The organism is Streptosporangium sp. NPDC000095, assembly GCF_042899335.1.
Taxonomy (GTDB): domain Bacteria; phylum Actinomycetota; class Actinomycetes; order Streptosporangiales; family Streptosporangiaceae; genus Streptosporangium.
Map to the genome: position 1 here is coordinate 398,475 of NZ_JBIAZS010000001.1, position 24,109 is coordinate 422,583.

The 24,109-nt window shown below is 71.5% G+C and carries 19 protein-coding genes; 2 read left to right on the top strand and 17 right to left on the bottom strand.

Annotation, left to right across the window (positions count from 1 at the left end):
• Window positions 1–29: 29 nt before the first annotated feature.
• On the top strand, window positions 30–1,649 hold the full coding sequence (locus tag ACFY3V_RS01530) for a protein kinase (protein ID WP_389768931.1): 1,620 nt from the start codon (window positions 30–32) through the stop codon (window positions 1,647–1,649).
• Window positions 1,650–1,662: 13 nt separating this feature from the next.
• Here the strand turns inward: ACFY3V_RS01530 and ACFY3V_RS01535 are convergent, their stop codons facing one another.
• The 3 genes from ACFY3V_RS01535 to ACFY3V_RS01545 are packed head-to-tail and all read right to left on the bottom strand — an operon-like array spanning window position 1,663 to window position 3,603.
• A complete protein-coding gene (locus ACFY3V_RS01535) occupies window positions 1,663–2,592 on the bottom strand; it encodes an RluA family pseudouridine synthase (RefSeq protein ID WP_362895459.1) in 930 nt (309 codons plus the stop codon).
• Entirely contained in the window at window positions 2,585–3,220 is a 636-nt protein-coding gene (locus ACFY3V_RS01540; RefSeq protein WP_350948112.1) for a signal peptidase II, read from the bottom strand. Before ACFY3V_RS01540 ends, ACFY3V_RS01535 begins: the two co-directional genes overlap by 8 nt.
• Window positions 3,184–3,603 carry a TraR/DksA C4-type zinc finger protein gene (locus tag ACFY3V_RS01545; RefSeq protein ID WP_362895462.1) on the bottom strand — a complete coding sequence of 140 codons (420 nt, stop codon included), beginning with the start codon at window positions 3,601–3,603 and terminating at the stop codon, window positions 3,184–3,186. The genes ACFY3V_RS01540 and ACFY3V_RS01545 overlap by 37 nt, the downstream gene beginning before the upstream one ends.
• Window positions 3,604–4,077: 474 nt before the next feature.
• Between ACFY3V_RS01545 and ileS the strand changes: the two genes are divergently transcribed.
• Window positions 4,078–7,236 carry an isoleucine--tRNA ligase gene (gene ileS, locus ACFY3V_RS01550; RefSeq protein ID WP_362895464.1) on the top strand — a complete coding sequence of 1,053 codons (3,159 nt, stop codon included), beginning with the start codon at window positions 4,078–4,080 and terminating at the stop codon, window positions 7,234–7,236.
• A gap of 177 nt (window positions 7,237–7,413) precedes the next feature.
• Here the strand turns inward: ileS and ACFY3V_RS01555 are convergent, their stop codons facing one another.
• From ACFY3V_RS01555 to ACFY3V_RS01620, 14 genes are all read right to left on the bottom strand, one after another.
• Window positions 7,414–9,552, bottom strand: coding sequence for a hypothetical protein (locus ACFY3V_RS01555; protein WP_389768937.1), 2,139 nt, complete (start codon window positions 9,550–9,552; stop codon window positions 7,414–7,416).
• Between the two features lie 42 nt (window positions 9,553–9,594).
• Window positions 9,595–10,455 (bottom strand): DivIVA domain-containing protein, encoded by an 861-nt coding sequence (locus ACFY3V_RS01560; RefSeq protein WP_350948108.1) that lies wholly within the window; start codon window positions 10,453–10,455, stop codon window positions 9,595–9,597.
• A gap of 49 nt (window positions 10,456–10,504) precedes the next feature.
• Window positions 10,505–10,792, bottom strand: a complete 288-nt coding sequence (locus tag ACFY3V_RS01565) for a YggT family protein (protein ID WP_350948107.1) — start codon at window positions 10,790–10,792, stop codon at window positions 10,505–10,507.
• A gap of 82 nt (window positions 10,793–10,874) precedes the next feature.
• Complete coding sequence (locus tag ACFY3V_RS01570) at window positions 10,875–11,378, bottom strand: cell division protein SepF (protein WP_350948106.1); 504 nt, start codon at window positions 11,376–11,378, stop codon at window positions 10,875–10,877.
• A 121-nt stretch (window positions 11,379–11,499) separates the two neighbouring features.
• A complete protein-coding gene (locus ACFY3V_RS01575; RefSeq protein ID WP_362895471.1) occupies window positions 11,500–12,204 on the bottom strand; it encodes a YggS family pyridoxal phosphate-dependent enzyme in 705 nt (234 codons plus the stop codon).
• Between the two features lie 90 nt (window positions 12,205–12,294).
• Window positions 12,295–13,671, bottom strand: a complete 1,377-nt coding sequence (gene ftsZ, locus ACFY3V_RS01580) for a cell division protein FtsZ (protein ID WP_389768943.1) — start codon at window positions 13,669–13,671, stop codon at window positions 12,295–12,297.
• Between the two features lie 225 nt (window positions 13,672–13,896).
• On the bottom strand, window positions 13,897–14,565 hold the full coding sequence (locus ACFY3V_RS01585) for an FtsQ-type POTRA domain-containing protein (protein ID WP_350948103.1): 669 nt from the start codon (window positions 14,563–14,565) through the stop codon (window positions 13,897–13,899).
• Window positions 14,566–14,605: 40 nt separating this feature from the next.
• The gene (gene murC, locus ACFY3V_RS01590) at window positions 14,606–16,012 is read right to left on the bottom strand and encodes a UDP-N-acetylmuramate--L-alanine ligase (RefSeq protein ID WP_350948102.1); all 1,407 of its coding nucleotides are present in this window, start codon (window positions 16,010–16,012) and stop codon (window positions 14,606–14,608) included.
• Between the two features lie 109 nt (window positions 16,013–16,121).
• Entirely contained in the window at window positions 16,122–17,210 is a 1,089-nt protein-coding gene (murG, locus tag ACFY3V_RS01595; RefSeq protein WP_362895476.1) for an undecaprenyldiphospho-muramoylpentapeptide beta-N-acetylglucosaminyltransferase, read from the bottom strand.
• Between the two features lie 14 nt (window positions 17,211–17,224).
• Window positions 17,225–18,523 (bottom strand): putative lipid II flippase FtsW, encoded by a 1,299-nt coding sequence (gene ftsW, locus ACFY3V_RS01600; RefSeq protein ID WP_362895478.1) that lies wholly within the window; start codon window positions 18,521–18,523, stop codon window positions 17,225–17,227.
• Entirely contained in the window at window positions 18,520–19,923 is a 1,404-nt protein-coding gene (murD, locus tag ACFY3V_RS01605) for a UDP-N-acetylmuramoyl-L-alanine--D-glutamate ligase (protein WP_362895480.1), read from the bottom strand. Before murD ends, ftsW begins: the two co-directional genes overlap by 4 nt.
• Before the next feature lie 31 nt (window positions 19,924–19,954).
• Complete coding sequence (gene mraY, locus ACFY3V_RS01610; protein WP_350948098.1) at window positions 19,955–21,013, bottom strand: phospho-N-acetylmuramoyl-pentapeptide-transferase; 1,059 nt, start codon at window positions 21,011–21,013, stop codon at window positions 19,955–19,957.
• A complete protein-coding gene (murF, locus tag ACFY3V_RS01615; RefSeq protein ID WP_362895482.1) occupies window positions 21,010–22,527 on the bottom strand; it encodes a UDP-N-acetylmuramoyl-tripeptide--D-alanyl-D-alanine ligase in 1,518 nt (505 codons plus the stop codon). The genes mraY and murF overlap by 4 nt, the downstream gene beginning before the upstream one ends.
• A gap of 12 nt (window positions 22,528–22,539) precedes the next feature.
• A complete protein-coding gene (locus ACFY3V_RS01620) occupies window positions 22,540–24,084 on the bottom strand; it encodes a UDP-N-acetylmuramoyl-L-alanyl-D-glutamate--2,6-diaminopimelate ligase (RefSeq protein WP_350948096.1) in 1,545 nt (514 codons plus the stop codon).
• Between the last annotated feature and the right edge of the window lie 25 nt (window positions 24,085–24,109).

Here is a 24,109-nt window from a genome sequence, read left to right on the forward strand (position 1 = left end):
CGACGTAAATCCTGGGTACTCGCCACCCCATGACCGATTCTCAGGGGATCATCGGAGCCCGCTACCGCCTGCTCGAACGCATCGGCCGAGGAGGCATGGGAACGGTCTGGCGAGCGCGGGACGAGGTCCTGGGCCGGGAGGTGGCGGTCAAGGAGGTCGTCCCCTCCCCCGACCTCACCGGTCCCGAGCGTGAGGTCTTCACCGTCCGGACCCTCAGGGAGGCCCGTACCGCCGGGCGGATCGGCGGCCACCCGGGAGTGGCGACGGTCTACGACGTGATCGAGGAGAACGGGCGCCCCTGGATCATCATGCAGCTCATCGACTCCCGCACGCTCGGAGCGGTGGTCAGGGAGGACGGGCCGCTGCCGCCGATGCGGGTGGCGCGGATCGGGCTGGAGGTGCTGGGCGCGCTGCTCGCCGCCCACCACGCCGGTGTCCTGCACCGCGACGTGAAGCCGGACAACGTGCTGATCGCCAGGGACGGACGGGCGGTGCTCACCGACTTCGGCATCGCCGTCCTGGAGGGCGACTCCTCGATCACCAGGACCGGCTCGCTCATCGGCACCCCGGCGTTCATCGCGCCGGAGCGGGCGAGCGGCGGGCCGGCCGAGTTCGCCTCCGACCTGTGGTCGCTCGGCGTGACGCTTTACGTGGCGGTCGAGGGACGTTCCCCCTTCGAGCGGGCCCACCCGCTCGCGACGCTCAGCGCCGTCATGCACCAGGAGCCGTCGCCGATGCGGTTCGCCGGGCCGCTCGCCCCGGTGATCTTCGGCCTGCTCCACAAGGATCCCGCGCGACGCATGTCGGCCCGCGATGTGCAGGTCCACCTCACCTCCCTGGTGAACGGCACCGCACCGGAACCGACCATGCCCATCGAACTGCCCGCCGCACCGCCCGCCGGGGCCGCCACCGGACCGTCGGCCGGATCTTCCATGGCGGTTCCCCTGGTGGCCGCGGTCCCGGGTCCGGACGGCGCACCCACCGCGCCGGCCGAGGCCACACCGCCGCTACCTCCCGTGCCCGCCGGATCCGGCCCGGAGCAGGGTCCGGCCTTCGTTCCCCGGAGGAGGCGACGTCCGGCGATGGCCGCCCTGGTCGCGGCGACGCTCGCCATCGCCGCGACCGCGGGAGGTGCGGCATGGGTCGCCGTCAACTCCTCGCCCCCGATCCCCCGGGATCAGCCGACGTCGGCGAGCGTGGGGCCCGACGAGAAGAAGCCCTCGAACAAGCCCGAGCAGGCGAAGGTACCCGCGCGAGACAACGGTGGCGGGACCTCGGGTCGCCCCGCCCCGGAAAGGGCGAGGAACGACGACCCCGCGCCACGGGACAGGCCGTCGGGCGAACCGTCGGAGAAGCCGTCGCCCAAGCCGTCACAGGACCCTCAAAACAAGCCCGACAAACCCAACAAACCCGACAGGCCTGAGGAGGACCCCGCCGACCAGGGGCAGAACGAGGAGCAGGACCAGGGTGAGGGGACCGGCGAGGGCTCGGGGCAGGACACCGCGCCGGGCGAGGGGCAGCAGGGCGACTCACCCGACCAGGTCGACCCCAACGCCGGGACGGCCCCCGAGGGCAAGGTCGCGAACGCCGGAGTGATCAACGGACCGGGCCAGGACACGGACACCGGAGGCGAGATCAGGAACGGCTGATCGGTGTGCGGCGCTAGGACTCGGCGGCGACGATCCTGAGAGCCTGGGCCAGATCTTCGGGGTAGGTGGTGCTGAAGGAGACCCACTCGCCGGTGGAAGGGTGCTCGAAGGCGAGAGAGACCGCGTGCAGCCACTGCCTGCTCACCCCCAGGCGCGCGGCCAGGGTGGGGTCGGCCCCGTACAGCATGTCGCCGACGCACGGGTGGCGCAGCGCCGACATGTGGACCCTGATCTGGTGGGTGCGGCCCGTCTCCAGCTTGATGTCCAGCAGCGACGCCGCGCGGAACGCCTCGATCGTGTCGTAGTGGGTGACCGAGTCCTTGCCCCCGGCCACCACCGCCCAGCGACCGTCACCGACGGGATGGCGGTCGATCGGCGCGTCCACCGTGCCTCGGTGCGGGTCGGGGTGGCCCTGGACCAGCGCGTGGTAACGCTTGTCGACCGTACGCTCCTTGAAAGCCCTCTTCAGGTGGGAGTAGGCGTGCTCGCTCTTGGCGACGACCATCGCGCCGGTGGTGTTGGCGTCCAGCCGGTGCACGATGCCCTGGCGTTCGGCCGCGCCACTGGTGGCCACCCGGTGGCCGGTGCCCAGCAGACCGCCGATCACGGTGGGACCGGTCCACCCGGTGGTCGGGTGGGCGGCCACGCCGATGGGCTTGTTGACGACGACGATGTCGTCGTCCTCGTACACGATGTGCATTCCGGGCACGGGCTCGGCCACCGGCATCGGCGTGGTGGGCGGCGGCGGGAGGGTGACCTCCAGCCACGCGCCGCCGTGGACCCGGTCGGACTTGATCGCGGTCGCGCCGTCCACCAGCACGTCACCGGCGACGATCAGCTCGGCCGCGCGGGTGCGGGAGAGGCCGAACAGGCGTGACAGGGCGGCGTCGAGACGCTCGCCCTCCAGCCCGTCGGGGACGGGCAGGCTTCGCCGGTCAGCCATCGCTGTTCTCCTTCGTTTCCTTCGTGGTCTTCTCGGCCCCCATGTCGCGCGTGCCGTCGAGCTGGTAACCCCGCCAGGCGAGAACGACCGCCAGGATGCCCCCGCAGACGATCGCCGAGTCGGCGACGTTCCAGACCGGGAAGTGGCCGGGGAAGGTCTCGATGAAGTCGACCACGTGCCCCTGGAAGGGCGAGGGCCTGCCGGGCCCGAAGCCCGAGGGCCAGCGGAAGATACGGTCGGTGAGGTTGCCGAGTGCCCCGCCGAGCAGCAGGCTCAGCGTGATCGCCCAGGGCAGGCTGCGCAGGTTGCGCGCGGTGCGCAGGATCGCCACCACGACGGCGGTCGCGACACAGGTGAAGATGATCGTCATCCCGGTGCCGAGGCTGAAGGCGGCCCCCGAGTTGAAGATCACCCGGAACTGGAGGAGATCCGGGACGACCACGAGCGGTTCCCTGCCCTCCAGGGTCCGAAGCACGAGGGTCTTCGTGGCCAGGTCGAGGGCGTAGATGACGGGGACGATCGTCGCGAGTACGGCGATCCGCCGCCTCGGGAGCGGGGCGGCGGAAACCGCCCCGTCCTCGCTGTCACCGGTCAGCGGCGCTCCTCCCGCTGCTTGCAGGCCACGCACAGCGTCGCCCTCGGAAACGCCTGAAGGCGCTCCTTTCCGATCGGCTGATGGCACGATTCGCACACTCCGTAGGTCCCCGCGTCGATCCGGGCGATCGCTCGCTCGTTCTGCGCGACCAGGTCGCGCGAGTTCAGGGTAAGGGCGATTTCGCGCTCGCGTTCATACGTCCGGGCTCCGGCGTCGGCCTGATCGTCTCCCGCGCCGTCGGTGACGTCGCTCGACGCGATCTCCGTCTCGGCCCTGGCGATCTCCTCGGTGAGCTCTCGGATCTCCGTGGCCAGTTGCTCACGGACCACCTTGAGTTCCTCGGCCGACCAGGTGACGACGGCGCCGTCCTGGGACGGCGCCACCGCGCTGTTGTGTGCGCGCACGGTCGCAGCCATGGCGGCCTCCTTGCTCGATGACCGTTTCCAATGTGGTAAGCGGTGCGGGCAGCTTAGGTCTTCTATAACAGAACGGCAAACGACCCGCCGCATTGTTTACCACTCCCGTAACATCCGGTCGCTTCCCCCTGATTCCGCTCAGCCTGCCTCGATAACGGGAAGCTTCCAGGGGGGCGGGTGCGTTATCGTGTGAGCCTGCAAGGCGTTGATGGGGACAGCAACCTCCGCATCCCCTCGCACGAGCGACCCGGGGACGGTGCGAGCCCGGGGCGAGGCGCGAAGGCACGATCACCCCGGAGCCGCCGGAAGAACGGCCGCGACGTCCCGGAGAAGATCCGCGGCGGCCCAGTAGACCCGGCAGCAGACCGAAGGAAGAGGGCCTCGCACGCGAGGTCAAGGAGGGTGGTACCGCGGGGCCCGACGGCCTCGTCCCTCCACGCCACAGCCGGTTCCAGCGTGGAGGTCCAGCCCATCATGTCCGCCTATTTCCGTTCTCTTCCCGCGCAGGTCGATCTTCCCGCGCTTGAGCACGAGGTGCTCGACCGCTGGCGGGACGGCAAGATCTTCGAGCGCTCGGTCGAGCAGAACGCCGGCGGCCCCAACTGGGTCTTCTACGAGGGTCCGCCCACCGCCAACGGCATGCCCGGCGTCCACCACGTCGAGGCGCGTGTCTTCAAGGACGTCTTCCCCCGCTACAAGTCGATGCGTGGCTACAACGTCCCCCGCAAGGCGGGCTGGGACTGCCACGGACTGCCCGTCGAGGTCGCCGTCGAGAAGTCCCTCGGCCTCTCCGGCAAGAAGGAGATCGAGGCGTACGGCATCGCCGAGTTCAACGACAGGTGCCGCGAGTCCGTGCTGAAGCACGTGGACGCCTTCGAGGAAATGACCGAGCGGATGGGCTACTGGATCGACCTGTCCCAGGCGTACCGCACGATGGACCCCGCCTACGTGGAGTCCGTCTGGTGGTCGCTCAAGGTCATCTTCGACAAGGACCTCCTCACCCGCGACTTCCGCATCACCCCGTACTGCCCCCGCTGCGGCACCGGCCTGTCCGACCACGAGCTGGGCCAGCCGGGCGGCTACGAGACCGTGAACAGCCCGTCGGTCTACGTCCGCATGCCCGCGACCTCGGGGCCGCTCGCCGACCTCGGCGCCTCGCTGCTGATCTGGACCACCACGCCGTGGACCCTGGTCTCCAACACCGCCGTGGCCGTGCACCCGGACGTGACCTACGTCGCGGCCCGTCCCGCCGGATCCGACGAGGTCCTCGTCGTGGCCGAGCCGCTGCTCGCCGCCGCGCTGGGCGAGGGCGCCGAGGTCCTCGCCTCCTTCCAGGGGGCCGACCTGGAGCACACCACCTACACGCGCCCCTTCGAGCTGGTCGACATCCCCGGTGCGCACTACGTGGTGCTCGGCTACTACGTCACCACCGACAACGGCACCGGCCTGGTCCACCAGGCGCCCGCCTTCGGCGCCGACGACATGACGACCTGCAAGCGCTACGGGCTGCCCGTGGTCAACCCGATCGGCCCCGACGGCCGCTTCCTCGACAACGTTCCCCAGGTCGGCGGCACGTTCTTCAAGGACGCCGACGAAGGGCTCACCGCCGACCTGCGGACGCGCGGCCTGCTCTACCGGGGCAGCCACTTCGAGCACAGCTACCCGCACTGCTGGCGCTGCCACACCGCGCTGCTCTACTACGCCCTCCCCGCCTGGTACATCCGCACCACCTCGATCAAGGACCAGCTCCTCGCCGAGAACGAGAAGACCAGCTGGTACCCCGAGACGATCAAGTGGGGCCGGTTCGGCGAGTGGCTGCGCAACAACGTCGACTGGTCGCTGTCGCGCTCACGCTACTGGGGCACCCCGCTGCCCCTGTGGGTCTGCACCACCGACGACTCGCACGTCACCTGCGTCGGCTCGCTGGACGAGCTGGGCCGCCTGTCCGGTCAGGACGTCTCCGCGCTCGACCCGCACCGCCCCTACGTGGACGACGTCACCCTGCCCTGCCCCACCTGCGGCGACGAGGCGCGCCGGGTCCCCGACGTGATCGACGCCTGGTACGACTCGGGCTCGATGCCGTTCGCCCAGTGGGGCGCCCCTTACCAGAACGAGGAGATGCTCGCCAAGGCGTATCCCGCGCAGTTCATCTGCGAGGCCACCGACCAGACCCGCGGCTGGTTCTACTCGCTGATGGCGGTGGGCACGCTCGTCTTCGGCAGGTCCTCGTACGAGAACGTGCTCTGCCTCGGCCTGATCCTCGCCGAGGACGGCCGCAAGATGAGCAAGCACCTGGGCAACGTCCTGCAGCCGATGCCGCTGATGGACCAGCACGGCGCCGACGCGCTGCGCTGGTACATGGCCTGCTCCGGCTCGCCGTGGGCGGCCCGCAGGGTGGGGCACGGCGCCCTTGAGGAGATCGTCCGCAAGGTCCTGCTCACCTACTGGAACACCACGTCGTTCTTCACCCTGTACGCGAACGCGGAGTCCTGGTCGCCGTCCCAGCTGTCGGCGGCGCCCGCGTACCACGAGCGCCCGCTGATCGACCGCTGGGCCCTCGCCGAGCTGCACAGGACCGTGGACGAGGTCACCGCGTCGATGGACGTCTTCGACACCGCCCGCGTCGGGCGGCGCCTCGCCGAGTTCCTCGACGACCTGTCCAACTGGTACGTACGGCGTTCCCGGCGCCGCTTCTGGGGCGGTGACCCCGCGGCGTTCGCCACGCTGTACGAGTGCCTGGAGACGGTCACCCGACTGATGGCGCCGGTGGTGCCGTTCACCACCGACTACGTGTGGGACGTGCTCCGCGACGCCGACGCCCCCTCCTCGGTCCACCTCGCCTCCTGGCCCGAGGTCAACGGCGAACTGCTGGACCCGGAGCTGTCCGAGCGGATGGCGCTGGTCCGCCGCCTGGTGGAGCTGGGCCGCTCGGCCCGCGCCTCCAGCGGGGTCAAGACCCGCCAGCCGCTCGGCCGGGCCCTGGTCGGAGCCCCCGGCTGGGCCGCGCTCCCCCCGGAACTGCGCGAGCTGATCACCGACGAGCTCAACGTGAATGACCTGGAGGACCTGTCCGGGATCGGAGCGGACCTGGTGTCCTTCACGGTCAAGCCCAACTTCAGGGCGCTGGGCAAGCGGTTCGGCTCGCGGACCAAGCTGGTCGCCTCGGCCGTCACCGCCGCCGATCCCGCCGAGCTCGCCCGCGCGCTCCGTACCGGCTCACCGGTCCCGGTGGAGGCGGGAGAGCTGGGCACCGTGGAGCTCGGCGCCGACGACGTGATCGTCACCGAGCAGCCGAGGTCCGGCTGGGCGGTGGAGGCCGGGGCCGGTGAGACGGTCGCCCTCGACCTGACCATCACCGACGAGCTGCGCCGCGCGGGCCTGATCCGCGACGTCATCCGCCTGCTCCAGGACACCCGCAAGTCCACCGGCCTGTCGATCGCCGACCGGATCGACGTGTGGTGGTCCACCGGCGACGCCGACCTGGCCGAGGCACTGCGAACCCAGGGACAGACGGTGGCCGACGAGGTCCTCGCCGTCTCCCTCACCGAGGGCGGCGCCGACGACCTCCCCGTCCACGGCGACGCGGAGCTGGGCCTGACCTTCCAGCTCCGCCGCACGACGACGACGGTCTGACCGGTCCGGCCGGTCCGATCGGCTCAACCGGTCGGACCGGCCCGGGAAGGTCGGCGAGACCGGACGCGGCCGGGGTTTTCTGGATGTCCTTCAGGAAACCCCGGCCGTCATGGTTCACAGCGATACGGATGTGCGGAGGGGCCGGTAAGGGCCGGGTGTCCGGCCTGCCCGGTCAGCTCACGTCCGGCGGTCGATCCGGCAGATCGGGCAGTTGCTCAGACCGGCCCGCTCGGCCTCGGCTCGGGTCGTGGTCTCGACGCCGCTGCCGCCCACGCTGGCCCCCTTGACGAGAGGGCAGTCGGAATCGTGGAAACGGCGGGTACCGGCGATGACCGTGACCGTCTCGCCGTCCGTCTCCCGCTCCTCGGTCGCGGGGCGCGGCCGGTCCTTGATGGCGGGAATACCGCCGGGAGAGGTGTCGTCGTCTCGATCATCGGAGGCGTCGCCGTCGTCGCGGCCGTCGCGGGAGGAGGTCCCCGTGCCGGCTTCGGACCTCACATCGGCCGAGGCGTTCTCGGGTGCCGGGTCGGGTTCGGCTGAGGTGGAGTCGGCCGCTACCTGCCGCCCGGCGCGCCCGGGTGCGGTCTCGGCCGGCTCCACCGGCTCGGGGGTGCCGACCGTGGCGGAGTCTTCTCGCCCGGAGGAACCCGAGGGCTCCGGAGAGGTCTCCCGACCGGCGGTCGTGGTTTCCGCCTCCGCGGAGGAGGCGTTCTCGCCGGAGACGGCCTCGGCGCGGGCCTCCCCGCCGCCGGACCCGCCCTTCGCGGAGTCGGCGGACGTGGCCTCGGCCGGTCGGCTCCTGGTCTGCTCGTCCTTCGCGGGCTTGGTCCAAGCGAGCCTGGTGGGCTCGACCTCGGCCTGCTCGGGCCCGGCTGACCCGGACTTCGCGGGCGCGCCCTCGCCGACGTCCGGCTCATCGGGGTCGGACGCCCCGGCCCGGCTCGCCGAGGCGTCCGTGGCCGACGTACCGGAGGAGGCGGCGGGCTCGGGTCCGGCCTTCGCGGAGTCAGGCTCCGGCTTCGGCGAACCAGGCTTGGCCGAGGCGCCCACGGAGCCGGCGGAGGCCTCCCGGCTCTCCCCTGCCGCCTGCGCGGCCACATCACGGCTGAACCAGCTGGTGGCCTCGGACGCGGCGTGCGGGATCTCGGGGATCTTCGGCAACTGGATCGCCGGTCGGGTGGGCTGCTCCGCCGGGCGGGCCGGAGGGCTCGCGGGCTTCTGAGGCTGGGGCCGGGGCTCGGAGGCCCGAGGCTGGGGCTCGGAGGACCGCACGTAGGGCCGGGCGACCGGGACGACGGGGTCCTGCTGTGAGGGCTCGGCTTCCGGACGCCTGGTCTCCTGGCGGGACGCGGTGCTCTCGCGACCGCCTGCGGAGCTCTCCGGCCTGGCGGGCGCGGCGTCGCGGCTCGCGACCGGAAACGCCGGAGACACCGGAGATTCAGCCCTGGTCTGCGAAGCCTCGAAACGGCCCTGCGATGCCGCTGTCTCGGGCCGCTGCGATTCGGACCCCTGAGTCTCGGACCCCTGCTGTTCGCCGGGCCGCTGGGACTCGGGCCGCTGAGGTTCGGGCCGCGCTCCGGGAGTCTGCTGCCCGCCGGACGAGACCCCACCGGACGGAGCGGTGGGCTGCACGGGCCGGTACGGGGAGGTGAAGCGGGCGGTGGCCTCATGAACACCTGGCTCGCGAGCACCGGCGACGGGGCCGGACTCCCGAGAGGCGGTCAGAGGCTCGTCGGGCTTCCGCGCCTCGGGCGAGGTCTCCCGCGGCTGGGGCCCGGAGGCGGAGTCTGCGGGCAGGCACGTGGTGCAGGGCGTGAAGCCCTCCTCCAGCGCCTCCTCGTGGGTGAGCTCCTCATGATCCCTGCCGGCCAGCTGGCGGCACCCCGCGACGTGATAGCGCTTACGGCCGGGGATGACCAGCACGATGGCCTCGGGGGCCAGGGCGCCCCGCCTCGCCGCGGCGGTGGCGGGTCCGGCCACCGGGCCGCGTCGCGGCTGGGCCGGGGCCACGGGCGCCTGCTGCATCCCGTGCCGCACCATCATCTGCTGTGGCGCCGAAGGGTGGTTCGGCACCCCGTGCGGCGCGGGCAGCGGCCCGGCCGGCATCGGTCCCTTCTGGGGAAGGGGCTGAGATGCCCCGGCGTCCCCGCCGGGGAACAACTCGTGGCGGCGCAGCAACGCCCCGATCACCAGGAAGACCGCCGACAGCACGCTGACCGCGATCGACCACATGACCAGAAATGGCTTGGCCAGCACGAACCCCGCGATGAGCAGGACGATGGCCGTGAGTACCAAACCGGCGCTGATAAGGATCACAGAGAGACTCCCGGGTGCGGGTCAAGGGGATGACCCGACACCTTAGCGGCGGTCGTTGTGAGGACCGTCAACGCCCTGGAAGGCACCGGAGTGCTGCGAGGGGTCGCCGCCGAACGGGTTGGGTGCGCTCTGGAGGGTCGGCTGACCGCCCTGAGCCACCGCGTGGGACATCGCCGGAGGCCCGCTCACGATCGGGAACCCGCCGCTGCCCTCGGCAGCCACGTTAAGCTCTGCGAGCTGGTTCTCCAGGTACAGCTTCAGGCGACTGCGATACTCGCGCTCGAAGCTGCGGAGCTCCTCGACCTTGCGCTCAAGCTCGTCGCGGGTCTGCACCAGGGAGCCCATGGCCTGGCGGTGCCGCTCCTGCGCGTCACGTTCCAGCGTCTCGGCTCGGGCACGCGCGTCACCGATGACCTGCTCGGCCTGGCGACGTGCCTTGCCGAGGATGTCGTCGGCCTCGCGGCGCGCCCGGGTCACCGTCTCGTCCGCCTCACGGCGGGCGTCGGCGATGGCCTGGTCGGCGGTCTGCTGGGCGAGGGCGAGAACGCGGGCCGCGGTGTCCATGTTGTCCTCGGCCGGAGGCATTCCCATCGCGACGGGAACAGGCTGCTGATGCTGCACCGGCTCGGGAGCGCGCATGGGCTCCGGCTGCTGCTGCATCATCATCTCGGGCTTGGGCTCGGCGATGGGGGCCGGCGCCATGGCCATGCCCATACCGCCGGGGACCTTGCCCCGCAGGCACTCCGCCAGCTTGGCGCGGAGCTCCTCGTTCTCCTGAATGAGACGGTCCAACTCGGACTCGACCTCATCGAGGAAGGCGTCTACCTCTTCCTCGTCGTAACCCGGCCGAAGGCGGGTCGTACTGAATTGCTTGTTCCGCACATCGGCGGGTGTCAGCGGCATTTCGGTCTCCTTGGCGCGCTTGGAGTCTGTCCGGGGGGACGGTACCCGATCAACGAAGCGCGGACACGAGTTGGATCAAGACCAAGACCACAATGAACAGCACTGTGAAGCTTAGGTCAAAGGCCACCGTACCCAACCGGAGTGGTGGAATGAAACGGCGGAGGAACTTGAGAGGTGGGTCGGTCACCGTGTATACGGCTTCCGCCAGCACCAGGACGATGCCGGTGGGGCGCCACTGGCGCGCGAACGCCTGCACCGTCTCCAAGATCATTCTGCCGATCAGCAGGACGAGGTAGATGGACAGGACGAAGACCAAGATCCCGCTAACGATCCCCACGGTCCGTGCCCGCCTCCACTTCGCTCTGCCGTCCTCTGGCCCGTCGGGACCTGTTAGGCCGGTCACTGTTCATGATGGAACTCTAGCTCTGGTTGAAGAATCCGCGTTCCGCGATTCGAGCCTTGTCCTCGGCGGTCACCTCGACATTGGCTGGGGACAACAGGAACACCTTGTTCGTAACACGTTCGATGCTGCCGTGTAGGCCAAAGACGAGACCTGCCGCGAAATCAACGAGCCGCTTGGCGTCACTGTCAACCATCTCGGTCAGATTCATGATGACCGGGGTGCCGTCACGGAAGTGCTCGCCGATGGTCCGCGCCTCGTTGTACGTGCGGGGATGCAGGGTGGTGATGCGCGCCAGATCGGTCGTACGGCGCTCCAGAAGGGCCGTCGCGGGCCTCGGGGCGGGGACGCCGGAGTCGGTGTCGTCCTGGAGGTCGTGGACCGTGCCAGACCGCTCGTCGCCCTCGCGGCGCGCGTCGTCGAACTCCTCGTACTCGTCGTCGGGGTAGCTGTCGTATCTCTCGTAGCGGTCGTCCTCAACAAGACCGAGGTAGACCGCCATCTTGCGCATCGCGCCGGCCATCGCTACTTCTTCCTCCGTCTTACTTCAGATGTGCCCCAGGGGGACAGCCCGACCGCCCTGAGCTCACCACCGTTCGACCGCTGTCCGGACACGTGGACGCCAAGGTCCACTTGAAGGGACATTACCTGACGAAGGGCTTCCTGCGACCGAGCAACGCCGTACCAACACGCAGGTGTGTCGCGCCGTTGGCGATAGCCTGGGATATGTCCCCACTCATCCCCGCCGAGACGACATCGGCGCCGGGGTGAGCCCGCTGGACGGACCTCGCGATCTCCCTCAGCCTCGCGAACGCCCTGCCCGGCTCCTCGCCCAGTGGCGCGACCGCCATCACCCCGCCCAGCTCAAGCCCCTCGGCTCCGGCGACGGCGTCGGCCAGGGCCTCCACCTCCTCGGGCCGCGCACCGCCCCGCGCGGGGTCGCCGTCGAGCGCGACCTGCACCAGGCAGGTGACCGGGCGTCCCGCCGCGAGCGCCTCCCGGCTGAGCGCGGCCACCAGGCGCGGACGGTCGACCGAGTGGACGACGTCCGCGTACCCGACCACCGAGCGGACCTTGTTGGTCTGCAACTGGCCGACGAAGTGCCAGCGGAGATCGAGGCCGGCGCATTCGCGCGCCTTGGCGGACGCCTCCTGGTCGCGGTTCTCCCCCACGTCGGTGATCCCGAGCTCGGCCAGGATCCGCACGTCGGAGGCGGGATAGGTCTTGCTCACCGCGATGAGCGTCAGCTCCTCGCGGTGACGGCCGGCGGCCCGGCAGGCTTGGGCGATCTCCGCCTCCACCCGGGCCAGCCCGGCCGCGATCTCATCACGTCGTGTTGTTTCCGTCACATCTCCGCCGCTCGGACGTCGGCAAACCGGCGGAGCCCATTCTTCCCGGCACGGCCGGGCAGGTCGTCGCCACCCCCACAGTGAGAGATCTCACTTCAGGAAGTCGGGGACGTCCAGCTCCTCTTCCTGCTCCTCGAAGATCACCGGTCGGCGCCGGGCCGGGTCGGTGGCCCTGGCGGAGATCGGCGTCGGCTGCGAGGGTTCGGGAGCCGGGCGGGGGATCGACAACGGCGGGGAGTGCGGCTCCTCCGCGCGGTGCGGCTCGGCGTGCTCCGCCGAGGGCTGCGCCTGCTGGACCGGGTAGATCTGCTGCTGGGGCGTGGGCTCCGCCGGCGCCGGCTGCGGGGTGGCGACCGGCCGCACCGGAGGGGGCGGCGCGTGCTCCACCCTCGGCTCGGGGCGGGGCTCGGCCTTGACCGTGGGCGCCAGCGGGCGGACCGGCGCCGTCGCGGCGGGCGGGGCGGAGCGGGAGACGGCCTGCGGGCGCGCGGCCGGCTGCGCGGCCTGCTTGGGCTCGGGAGCGGGCTCGTCGAAACCGGCCGCGATCACCGTGACGCGCACCTCGTCGCCGAGGGCGTCGTCGATGACCGTACCGAAGATGATGTTGGCATCCGGCGCGGCGGCGGTGGAGACGAGCTGGGCCGCCTCGTTGATCTCGAAAAGACCGAGGTCGGAGCCTCCGGCGATCGAGAGCAGCACGCCGTGCGCGCCGTCGATGCTGGCCTCCAGCAGCGGACTGGAGACGGCCATCTCGGCCGCCGCGACCGAGCGGTCGTCGCCGCGGGCGTGGCCGATGCCCATCAGGGCCGAACCGGCTCCGGACATGACCGACTTCACGTCGGCGAAGTCGAGGTTGATCAGGCCGGGCGTGGTGATCAGGTCGGTGATGCCCTGGACACCGGAGAGCAGCACCTGGTCGGCCGCCTTGAAGGCGTCGAGCACGCTCACCTGCCGGTCGGAGATCGACAGCAACCTGTCGTTCGGGATCACGATGAGGGTGTCGACCTCCTCGCGGAGGGTCTCGATGCCGGCGTCGGCCTGCATCGCCCTGCGCCGTCCCTCGAAGCTGAACGGCCGGGTCACGACACCGATGGTGAGCGCGCCCAGCGTACGGGCGATGTTGGCCACCACCGGGGCGCCGCCGGTGCCCGTGCCACCGCCCTCGCCCGCCGTGACGAAAACCATGTCGGCCCCCTTGAGGACCTCCTCGATCTCCTCGCGGTGGTCCTCGGCCGCCTTGCGCCCGACTTCGGGGTTGGCCCCCGCGCCGAGGCCGCGGGTGAGCTCGCGCCCGACGTCGAGTTTGACGTCGGCGTCACTCATCAGCAGCGCCTGGGCGTCGGTATTGATGGCGATGAACTCGACGCCCTTGAGTCCCTCCTCGATCATCCGGTTGACGGCGTTGACTCCGCCTCCGCCGATTCCTACAACCTTGATGACCGCGAGGTAGTTCTGCGGTGCTGCCACGACGAGGGGCCTTTCCGCTCGTTGACTTGCAATTTCATGCGGCACGGGGCCCGTGCCGTCGTTTCCAAAACCCTCACCCTCAAGTTGAGATTTAGCTTTATGTCAACCTGAGGAGTGATACGGACAGTAGGAGTTACGCTCCTGGCGGGTCAACTAACCGCGCCGCAAGCGTGTCCAGCGTGTCGCGGGCCGTCCTTTTCCGGGAACGCCCGCCATCCGATGAGATCACTTAACCGTCACCACGTCAGGCGAACTGACGTCATAGGTGTCAGCGGGACGCTTGAGCAGCGTAACAAGGATCCGCGCCTTGTCTGCGGGGCGGTCACCGCCACCCCACACGATCGCGCGGCCGTCCTTGAGACGCAGCGATACCGTCTCCGCCGACGGCGCGAGAACCTCCGCGACCCGGCGGGCGAGATTCTGCGGCAGCGCGGTGATGACCTTGAGCGCCGCCGCGGTCGCGGGATCCGCCGGGCCCGGCCGAGACACCCTCAGCACGGGCAGTGCCGGGGGCGCGACGTTCCTGAGCTCGGTGACGATCCCGTGGCGGTCCATCAGCGCGGACCTGTCACCGACCGGCACCACCGCCACCGGCTCGCGCTCCACGACCTCGACGCGCAGGGTGCCCGGCCAGCCACGACTCACCGTCACCGACTCCACCTGCGGGATCCTGCCGATCCTGCCCTCGACCTCGGCCACGTCGACGGTGGCGAGTGGCATGTCCTCGGCCACCTGCGCCGCCTGGCGGATCTGCTCGGCGGACAGGCCCGCGTTGCCCACCACCTGGATCTCCCTCACCCCGAGCACCGGGGAGAAGAACACCAGCCAGGCGGCGATGCCCACCACCCCCACGGTGAGCAGGGCCAGGAAGGCCGACCTCCACACCCCGTTCATCGCCACTCCCCCTCCGGCGACCCGCGCCCGCTGGCGTGGGTCACCGCGCGGCCAGCTCCGCCACGATCCTGGGACCGAGCTCGGTGACGTCGCCCGCTCCCATGGTCAGGACGATGTCACCGGGCCTGGCCCGCTCCGCCACCAGGGCGGGCACGCTGTCGCGGCGGGGGGCGTAGGCCACCCGCTCGGCGGGCAGCGGCACCTTCCCCGCCACCAGCGCCCCCGACACGCCCGGCTCGGGGTCCTCGCGGGCCCCGTAGACGTCCAGGACGATGGCCTCGTCGGCCAGCCCGAGCGCGGTACCGAAATCGTCGGCGAAGAATCTCGTCCGCGAGTACAGGTGCGGCTGGAAGACCGCGATGACCCTGCCGTCGCCGGAGAAGGACGCCACCACGTCCCGCGCCGCGCGCAGGTCGGCGGCGAGCTCGGTCGGGTGGTGGGCGTAGCTGTCGAAGACCGCCACCCCGCCCGCCTCCCCCTTGGCCTCGAAACGGCGCTTGGCGCCGGTGAAGGCCGCCAGGCCGTCACGGATCTCGTCGAAGGAGACGCCCAGCTCCCTCGCCACCGCGATCGCGGAGGCGGCGTTGAGCGCGTTGTGGCGGCCCGGCACCGCGAGCCTGACCTCCCCGTGCCCCACGATCGTGAAGGTGATGCCCAGCCCTTCGGGGACGATCCCGTCCACCCGCAGGTCGGCGTCCTCGCTCTCGCCGTAGGTGATCACCTTCAGGCCGCGGGCGCGGGCGATCGGGATGAGCGCGGCGGAACCGGGATCGTCGGCGCACACGACCATGGTGGCGGTGACGCGCTCGACGAACCGGGCGAAGCTGTCGTGGACCGCGCGCGGGTCTCCGTAGTTGTCCAGGTGGTCGGGCTCGACGTTGGTCACCACGGCGATGTCGGGGGCGAGCATCAGGAAGGAGCCGTCGCTCTCGTCGGCCTCGGCGACGAACGTACCGCCCGAACCCTCGTCGGCGCCCAGGCCCGTCGTCACCAGCTGCCCGCCCACGCAGTACGAGGGGTCGGCGCCGCACTTCTGCAGCGCCACGGTGAGCATCGAGGTCGTGGTGGTCTTGCCGTGGGTGCCGGCCAGCGCGACACCGGTCTTGCCCGCCATCACGGAGGCGAGCGCCGCGGCCCTGGGGATGACCCGCAGGCCCTGGCGGAGCGCCTCGCCCAGCTCGGGGTTGGAGTCGCGGATCGCGGTGGAGACCACGACGGTGTCGACGTTCTTGATGTGGGAGGCGGCGTGGCCGATGTGGACCCTCGCCCCCAGATCGCGCAGCTCCGTCACCAGGTCCGAGCCCCGCGCGTCACTGCCGGAGACCGGCACTCCCCGCTTGAGCAGGATGCGCGCGATCCCGGACATCCCGGAACCGCCGATCCCGATGAAGTGGACCCGTCCCAGATCGCCGGCCGCGACCGGATCCACCAGCTTGACCAGGCTCATCGGCCGCTCACCCCTCCTCGTTCGCCGCGCGGGCGCGTCCGCGCCCCTCCGGCCGTCGTTCGTCTCCGGCGGTCCCGCGCCCGCCGCCCCGGCTCCCCTGCGCGCCCATTCAGCCTCTCCCCTGCGCCGCGATCCCCAGCACCTTGCGTGCCAGCGTCACGTCGGCGTCCTTCCTGCCCATCCTGGCGGCCGCCTCGGACATGGTGACCACGCGCTCGGGGTCGGACAGGATGGGCAGCACGCTGTGGACGATCCACTCCGCCGACAGCTCGGCGTCGTCGATCATCACACCGCCGCCGCCCCGCACGATCGGGGTGGCGTTGAGCCGCTGCTCGCCGTTGCCGTGCGGCAGCGGGATGTACGCGGCCGGCAGGCCCACGGCCGTCAGTTCGGCGCAGGTCATCGCGCCGCTGCGGCACAGGGCGAAGTCGGCCGCCGCGTAGGCGAGGTCCATCCGGTCGACGTACTGCAGCACGACGTACTGGGGGTCGCCCGGCGGCGGCTCCTCCTCCAGCGTGTTCTTCGGGCCGATGACGTGCAGCACCTGCACCCCGGCCCTGCGCAGCGCCGGGGCGGCCGCCAGGGCCGCCCGGTTGAGCGAGCGTGCCCCCTGGGAACCCCCGGTGACCAGCAGCGTGGGCAGGTCGGCCTCCAGGCCGAACCAGGACCGGGCCTTGTCGCCCATGGACAGCCGGTCCAGGTTGACGATCTCGCGGCGGAGCGGGATCCCGATGTGCTCGGCGCGGCCCAGAGGGGTGTCCGGATGGCCGGTGAACACGTGCTCGGTGAGGCGCGCGCCCAGCCGGTTGGCCAGGCCGGGGCGCGGGTTGGCCTCGTGGACCACGATCGGCACGTTGCGCCGCCGCGCCGCCAGGTAGGCGGGGGTCGCCACGTAACCGCCGAAGCCGACCAGGACGTCGGCCTGGACGCGGTCCATGATGCCGGCGGCCGCGTTGACGGCGCCCGCCAGGCGGCCCGGCACGCTCAGCAGCTGGGGCGTCAGGGACCGGGGCAGCGGCACCGCGGGCACCAGTTGCAGCTCGTATCCCCGGGCGGGCACCAGCCTGGTCTCCAGGCCGCGCTCGGTGCCGAGGCAGGTGATCCCGATGTTCGGGTCGAGCCGGCGCAACGCGTCGGCCAGGGCGAGCGCCGGTTCGATATGACCGGCCGTCCCGCCGCCGGCGAGGACCACCCTCATTTCGGTCCTTTCGCTTATCGTCTTCCGCGGCCCGGCCGTCGTTTCCTGGCCGGACCACCCAGGCCAAGCCAGCTTAGGCCCCGCGCCACCGGTCCGGGGCCATGGGCCGCCAGCGCCTCGCGGGCGCCGGGTTCCTGCTTGGCGAACGACAGGAGCATGCCCAGGGCGGCGAGGGTGGGCAGCAGGGCCGATCCACCGTAGGAGACCAGCGGCAACGGGATGCCGGTGATGGGCAGCACGCCGATGACCGCGCCGATGTTGACGAGCGCCTGACCCACGATCCAGGCGACCGCGGCGGAGGAGGCGAGCCTGACGAACGGGTCCTTGACCCGGGTGGCGACCCGCAGCCCCGCGTAGCCCAGCAGCCCGAACAGGGCCACCGCGACGAGCGTGCCCATCAGGCCGAGCTCCTCGCCGAGGATGGAGAAGATGAAGTCGCTCTCGGCGTGCGGGATCCAGCTCCACTTCTGCCTGCTGGACCCCAGCCCCAGCCCGAACCAGCCGCCGCTGCCGATCGCGATCTGTCCCTGTACGGCCTGGAAGCCCGCCCCCTGGGCGTTGCCCCACGGGTCGAGCCACCCGGCGATCCGCGCCGAGCGGTATCCCTCGGTGCTGATCATGACGATGGTCGCGAGCGCCGTCACCCCGAGGATCCCGCCGAACAGCTTCAGCGGCGCCCCCACCACCCACAGCAGCGACAGGAAGATGAGCATCAGCACCAGCGTGGTGCCGAGGTCACTGCCCAGCATGACCAGGACGGCCAGGATGGCGGTGCCCGGCATCAGCGGGATGAACAGGCTGCGCCACTCGATCATGCCGTTGCGCGCCTTGCGGGCCAGCAGGTCGGCCCCCCAGAGCATCAGCCCGAGCTTGGCGGGCTCGGACGGCTGCAGGTAGACGGGGCCGAGGTCGATCCAGCGCTGGGCGCCGAGCTGGGAGGTGCCGACGAACAGCACCAGCACCAGCCCGAGGATCGCCAGCGCCATCAGCGGGTATCCGGCGAGCCTGAAGAACCTCGGCGGCAGCTGCGCGCAGATCCACATCAGCGGGAGGCCGAGCCCGACCGAGATCGACTGCTTGAAGAACCAGTAGAAGGGATCGCCCGTCTTCTGCAGCGCCTCGATGCTGGAGGCCGAGAGCACCATCATCAGGCCGAGGACGAGCAGCAGGCCGCTGCACCCCAGGATCAGGTAGTACGAGGTCAGCGGCCGGTTGAGCAACTCACGGAAGGCGGTCAGGTGCTCGCGGAACCCCTCGGGGCGCCCTGGGGCGCCCTGGCGGGCGGGCGCGCCCTCCTGGGTGGTCGCGCTCACGCCGCTCCCCCGTCGTGCCCCTCGGCGAGACGGTGCACGGCCCGGGCGAACGCCTCCCCTCGGGCGGGGTAACCGGCGAACATGTCCAGAGACGCGCCGGCCGGGGCCAGCAGCACGGTGTCTCCGGGGGCGGCGAGCCTGGCGGCTTCGGTGACGACACGGTCCATGACCCCAGTGTCTTGCCCCGCCACCTCCACCACGGGAACATTCCCGGCGTGTCGCGCCAGAGCCTCGCGAATTCGCTCGCGGTCGGCGCCCAGGAGCACCGCGCCGCGCAGCCTGGGCGCGGCCCGGCGTACCAGCTCGCCGACGTCGGCGCCCTTCAGCTGCCCTCCGGCGACCCAGACGATCGACGGGTAGGCGGCCAGCGAGGCGGCGGCGGCGTGTGGGTTGGTGGCCTTGGAGTCGTCCACGTAGTCGACCTCGGCGACCCTGGCCACGTGCGCGATCCTGTGGGGGTCGGGAACGAAGGCGAGCAGTCCCTCGCGGACGGCGGCGGCGGGCACCCCGTAGGCCCTGGCGAGGGCCGCGGCGGCGAGCGCGTTCGCCACGTTGTGCGGCGCGAACGGGCGGATGTCGGCGAACGAGGCGAGCTCCTCGGCGCTGCTCGCCGGGTCGGCCACGAACGCCCGGTCCACCAGCAGGTCCTCGACCACGCCGAGCTGGCCGGGCCGGGGCACCTTGAGGGTGAAGCCCACGCTCCGCGCCGTGGCGCCGTGCCCGGCCTCGCTCTCGTACGGCGCGGCGAGACGGGCCGCCCACTCGTCGTCGGCGTTGTACACGACCGTCCCGGCCCTGGCGAAGATCTCCCCCTTGACGCGGGCGTACTCCTCCATGGAGCCGTGCCAGTCGAGGTGGTCGGGCGCCACGTTGAGCACCGCGGCCGCGTACGGGGCGATGCTGGGCGAGCGGTGCAGCTGGAAGCTGGACAGTTCCACCGCCAGCACGTCGCCGGGACCGGCGACGGCCTCCACCACCGGGGTGCCGACGTTGCCGACGGCGAGCGCCCGGTGGCCCGCGGCGAGGAGCATCGCGGTGAGCATGCGCACCGCGGTGGTCTTGCCGTTGGTGCCGGTCAGCGCCAGCCAGGGGGCGGCGCCCTCGCCTCGGAGCCGCCAGGCCAGCTCGACCTCGCCGATCACCTCGATACCGGCCGCCGCGGCGGCGGCGAGCAGCGGGTGGTGCGGCGGCCAGCCGGTGGTGACGATGAGGGAGGTGCCCTCGGGAGGCTCGGCGGGTTCGCCGAAGCGCACCTCGACGCCGAGCGCGGTCAGCTCCCCCGCGACCGCCCTGGCCCGCTCGCCGTCCCTGCCCTCCAGGACGACCACCTTCTCGCCGCGACCGGCCATCGCGCGGGCCACGGCGGTGCCGGAGACCCCCAGCCCCGCGACGCAGATCACACGTCCTCCCCGGCCACGTTCGTCCGTACGCTCACAGCCTGGGCATCCATTCCACGTAGAAGATCCCCAGCCCGGCGGCGGAGCACAGGGCGGCGATCAGCCAGAAGCGGACCACGATGGTCGTCTCGGCCCAGCCCTTCAACTCGAAGTGGTGCTGGAGCGGCGCCATCCTGAAGACCCGTTTTCCGGTCATCTTGAAGAAGCCGACCTGGATGATCACCGACATGGTGATGAGCACGCACATCCCGGCGAGGATGATCAGCAGCAGCTGGGTCCTGGTGGTGATGGCCAGACCGGCGATCACGCCGCCCAGGGCGAGCGAACCGGTGTCGCCCATGAAGATCTTCGCGGGCGGCGCGTTCCACCACAGGAACCCGACCAGCGCGCCGAGCACAGCGGCGGCGACCACCGCCAGGTCCAGCGGGTCGCGGACCCAGTAGCAGTTGGGTCCGAGCTGGCTGGTGCAGCTGTTGCGCAGCTGCCAGTTGCCGATCAGCACGTACGAGGCGAGCACCACGCCGGTGGCGCCGCTGGCGAGGCCGTCGAGACCGTCGGTGAGGTTCACTGCGTTGGAGAAGCCGACGATCATGATCAGCACCCAGATGGTGAAGCCGATGAGGCCGATGGAGGGGCCGAAGTCCCTCAGGAACGACAGGCGCGTCTCGGCCGGGGTGATCTGGTAGGAGTTGGGGAAACGGGTCACCAGGACCGCGAAGACCGCGCCCACGATGAGCTGGCCCAGCGCCTTGGCGCCGCTTCGCAGACCGAGGCTGCGCTGCTTGTAGATCTTGATGAAGTCGTCGAGGAAGCCGACCGCGCCCAGTCCCGTCATCAGGAACAGCACGAGGACGGCGGAGACCGTGGGGGGTGTGAAGCTGTACAGGTGGGCGCAGGCGAAGCCGACCAGCGCGGCGATCACGATCACGGTGCCGCCCATGGTGGGGGTGCCGCGCTTGTCGTGGTGGCCGGAGGGTCCCTCCTCCCGGATGCTCTGCCCGTAGCCGCGCCGGGAGAACAGGCGGATCGCCAGCGGCGTGCCCAGCATGGACAGCAGCAGGCTGACCGCCGCCGCGACGAGGATCTCCCTCATCGGCGGTCACCCCCGAGCAGCGCCGTGGCCACGCGTTCGAGGCCCGCGGCGCGCGGTCCCTTGATCAGTACGACGTCGCCCGGGGCGAGCAGTGCCGACAGCTCCGCGCCCGCCTGGGCCGCGTCGGCGGCGTGCGAGATCCGGATGGCGCCGGCGGCGGCATCGGGCTCGGCGGTCTCGCCGAACGCGGAGAGAGGCGAGAGCGCGCCGTCGCCCGGTGGTCCTCCCGCCCCGTGCGGCGCCGCTCCCGCGTGCGCGACGACGCCGCTCTCCCGCGCGGCCCGTACGGCGGCCTCCGCCCCTGCCAGGACCGGATCCGCGTCGGGGCCGACGACGAACAGGCCCGCCAGGCCCGCGCCCCCGGCCAGGCGTCCCAGCCCCTCGTTGAGCGCGGCGCTCTCGTCACCGAGTTCGCGCAGGGCGGCGATGACCGCGAAGCGGCGGCGGCCGCCCGCGAGCACGTCCAGGGTGCCGAAGGCGGCCCGCATGGAGTCGGGGTTGGCGTTGTAGGCGTCGTTGATCACGGTGACGCCGTCCGCGCGGTCGGTGACCTCCATCCGCCAGCGGCTGCGGGGCTCGGCCTCGGACAGCTCCTCGGCGATGGTGGCGACCGGCAGGCCCAGCTCGTAGGCGGCCGCCGCGGCGGCGAGCGCGTTCTCCACCGCGTGCTCGCCGTACAGGCGCAGGCCGACGGGGGCGGCACCCGAGGGGGTGCGCAGCGTGAAGGAGGCGCGGCCGCGCTCGTCGACGGTCACGTTCTCGGCCCGTACGGTCGCGTCCTCGCCCCGGCCGTACCAGGTGACGCGGGCACCGGTGCGCCCGGCCATCGCGGCCACCAGCGGGTCGTCGGCGTTGAGCACGGCCACCCCGTCGGCGGGCAGCGCCTCGACCAGCTCGCCCTTCGCCCTCGCGATCTCCTCCTTGCCGCCGAAGACGCCCAGGTGGGCGGTGCCGACGTTGAGGACCACGCCGATCCTCGGCGGGGCGACGCGGGTCAGGTGGGCGATGTGCCCCGCGTTCCTCGCGCCGAGTTCCAGCACCAGGTAGCGGGTGTCCTCGCTGGACTTCAGCACGGTCAGCGGGTGGCCGATCTCGTTGTTGAACGAGCCGGCCGTGGCGACCGTCGGGCCGATCCTCGCGGTGAGCCTGGCGAGCAGGTCCTTGGTGGTGGTCTTGCCCGCGGAGCCGGTGATGCCGATGACCGTGGTCGCCGGCAGTGCCGCGCAGACGGCGGTGGCCAGGCCCGTCATGGCGGCCACGGTGTCACCGACGATGACGGCGGGGGCGTCGACCGGCCGGGCGGCGAGCACGGCGACCGCCCCGGCCGCGACGGCCTGGGCCGCGAAGTCGTGCCCGTCGACCCGTTCGCCCTTGATCGCGACGAACAGCGACCCCGGTTCGACGGCGCGGGAGTCGGTGACGACCGGGCCGCGCACCACCGCGCGTGGGTCGGCCATGCCCGCGAGGGCCCCCGAGGTGATCTCGGCGATCCTGGCCAGCGGCAACGGGATCATGATGCGTCTTCCCTACTCTCCATACGTGCTTCGGCGCCCGGTGCGGTTCCTGCGCCTGACGATCGCGTCGGCCACGACCTGCCTGTCGTCGAAAGGAAGCACCTGGTCGCCGACGTACTGGCCCTGCTCGTGGCCCTTGCCGGCCACGACGACGACGTCACCGAGACCCGCCCGGCCGATGGCCAGGTCGATGGCCGCGGCGCGGTCCGGCTCAATGATCACATGCGCGCGCCCGTCCTGGGGCACACCGAGAACTCCGTCCATCATCTCCGCGAGGATCCGCAGGGGATCCTCGGAGCGGGGGTTGTCGCTGGTGAGAATAGCCACATCTGCCAACCTTGCGGCGGCTTCTCCCATCATTGGGCGTTTACTGCGGTCACGGTCACCCCCGCAGCCGAGCACGACGATGAGTTCGCCCTCGGTGACCTCGCGCAGCGAGCGCAGGACCGACTCGACCGCGCCGGGCTTGTGCGAGTAGTCGACGATGGCCTGGAAGTCCTCGCCGCCGGGAACCCGCTCCATCCGGCCGGGAACCCCCGTCAGCGTACCGACACCCGCCACCGCGGCCCGCAGCGGCACACCCGCCTCCACCAGCGCGACGATCGCGCCCAGGGCGTTGGACACGTTGAAGGGCCCCGGCAGGGCGACCGAGGCGGCCTCCTCGACGCCTCCCGGCCCCACGACCGTGAAGGTGCTGCCCTCGGGGCCCAGCCGCACACCGGTGGCCCGCCAGTCGGCCTCCAGGGCGCCCTCGGCGGAGAAGGTGGTCATCGGGATCTTCGCGAAGCCCGCGAGCTCACGCCCGTGCGGATCGTCGAGGTTGACGACCCCCACGCGGCTCATCTCGGGGGTGAACAACCTGGCCTTCGCCGCGAAGTAGTCGTCGAGGTCACGGTGGAAGTCGAGGTGGTCCTGGGACAGGTTGGTGAACAGCGCCACGTCGTAGAACACCCCGTCGACCCGGCCGAGCGCCAGCGCGTGGCTGGAGACCTCCATCGCCGCGGCGGTGACGCCCCGCTCGCGCATCAGGGCGAACAGGCTCTGCAGGTCGCTCGCCTCGGGCGTGGTGAGCTTCGGCGCGAAGCGCAGCTCACCGGCGTGGATCTCCACCCCCCCGATGAGCCCGGGGCTGTGCCCGGCGGCCCGCAGCCCGGCCTCCAGCATGAAGGTGACCGTGGACTTGCCGCTGGTGCCGGTGACCCCGACGACCATGACGTCCGCCACGGGATTGCCGTACACCCAGGCGGAGACCTGCCCGAGCAGGGCCCGCGGATCGGGCACGACGAGGACCGGGAGGCCGGTCGCGACCGCGGCCTCCCTTCCCGCCTCGTCGGTCAGGATCGCGCTGGCACCCGCGGCGAGGGCCTGGGCGGAGAAGTCGGCCCCGTGGACCGAGGCCCCCGGGAGCGCGACGTAGAGATCTCCCCGGCACACCTGGCGCGAGTCGATGGTGATCCCGGACACCGCGGCAAGCGGAGCTCGCGACGTGCCCGAGGGCGCGCCGATGAGGCTCGCCAGCCCCGAGAGCGGACGGGGTGAACTGGTTGAGGGTCGCATTGACGACGGGGGACGCACGGCGAGA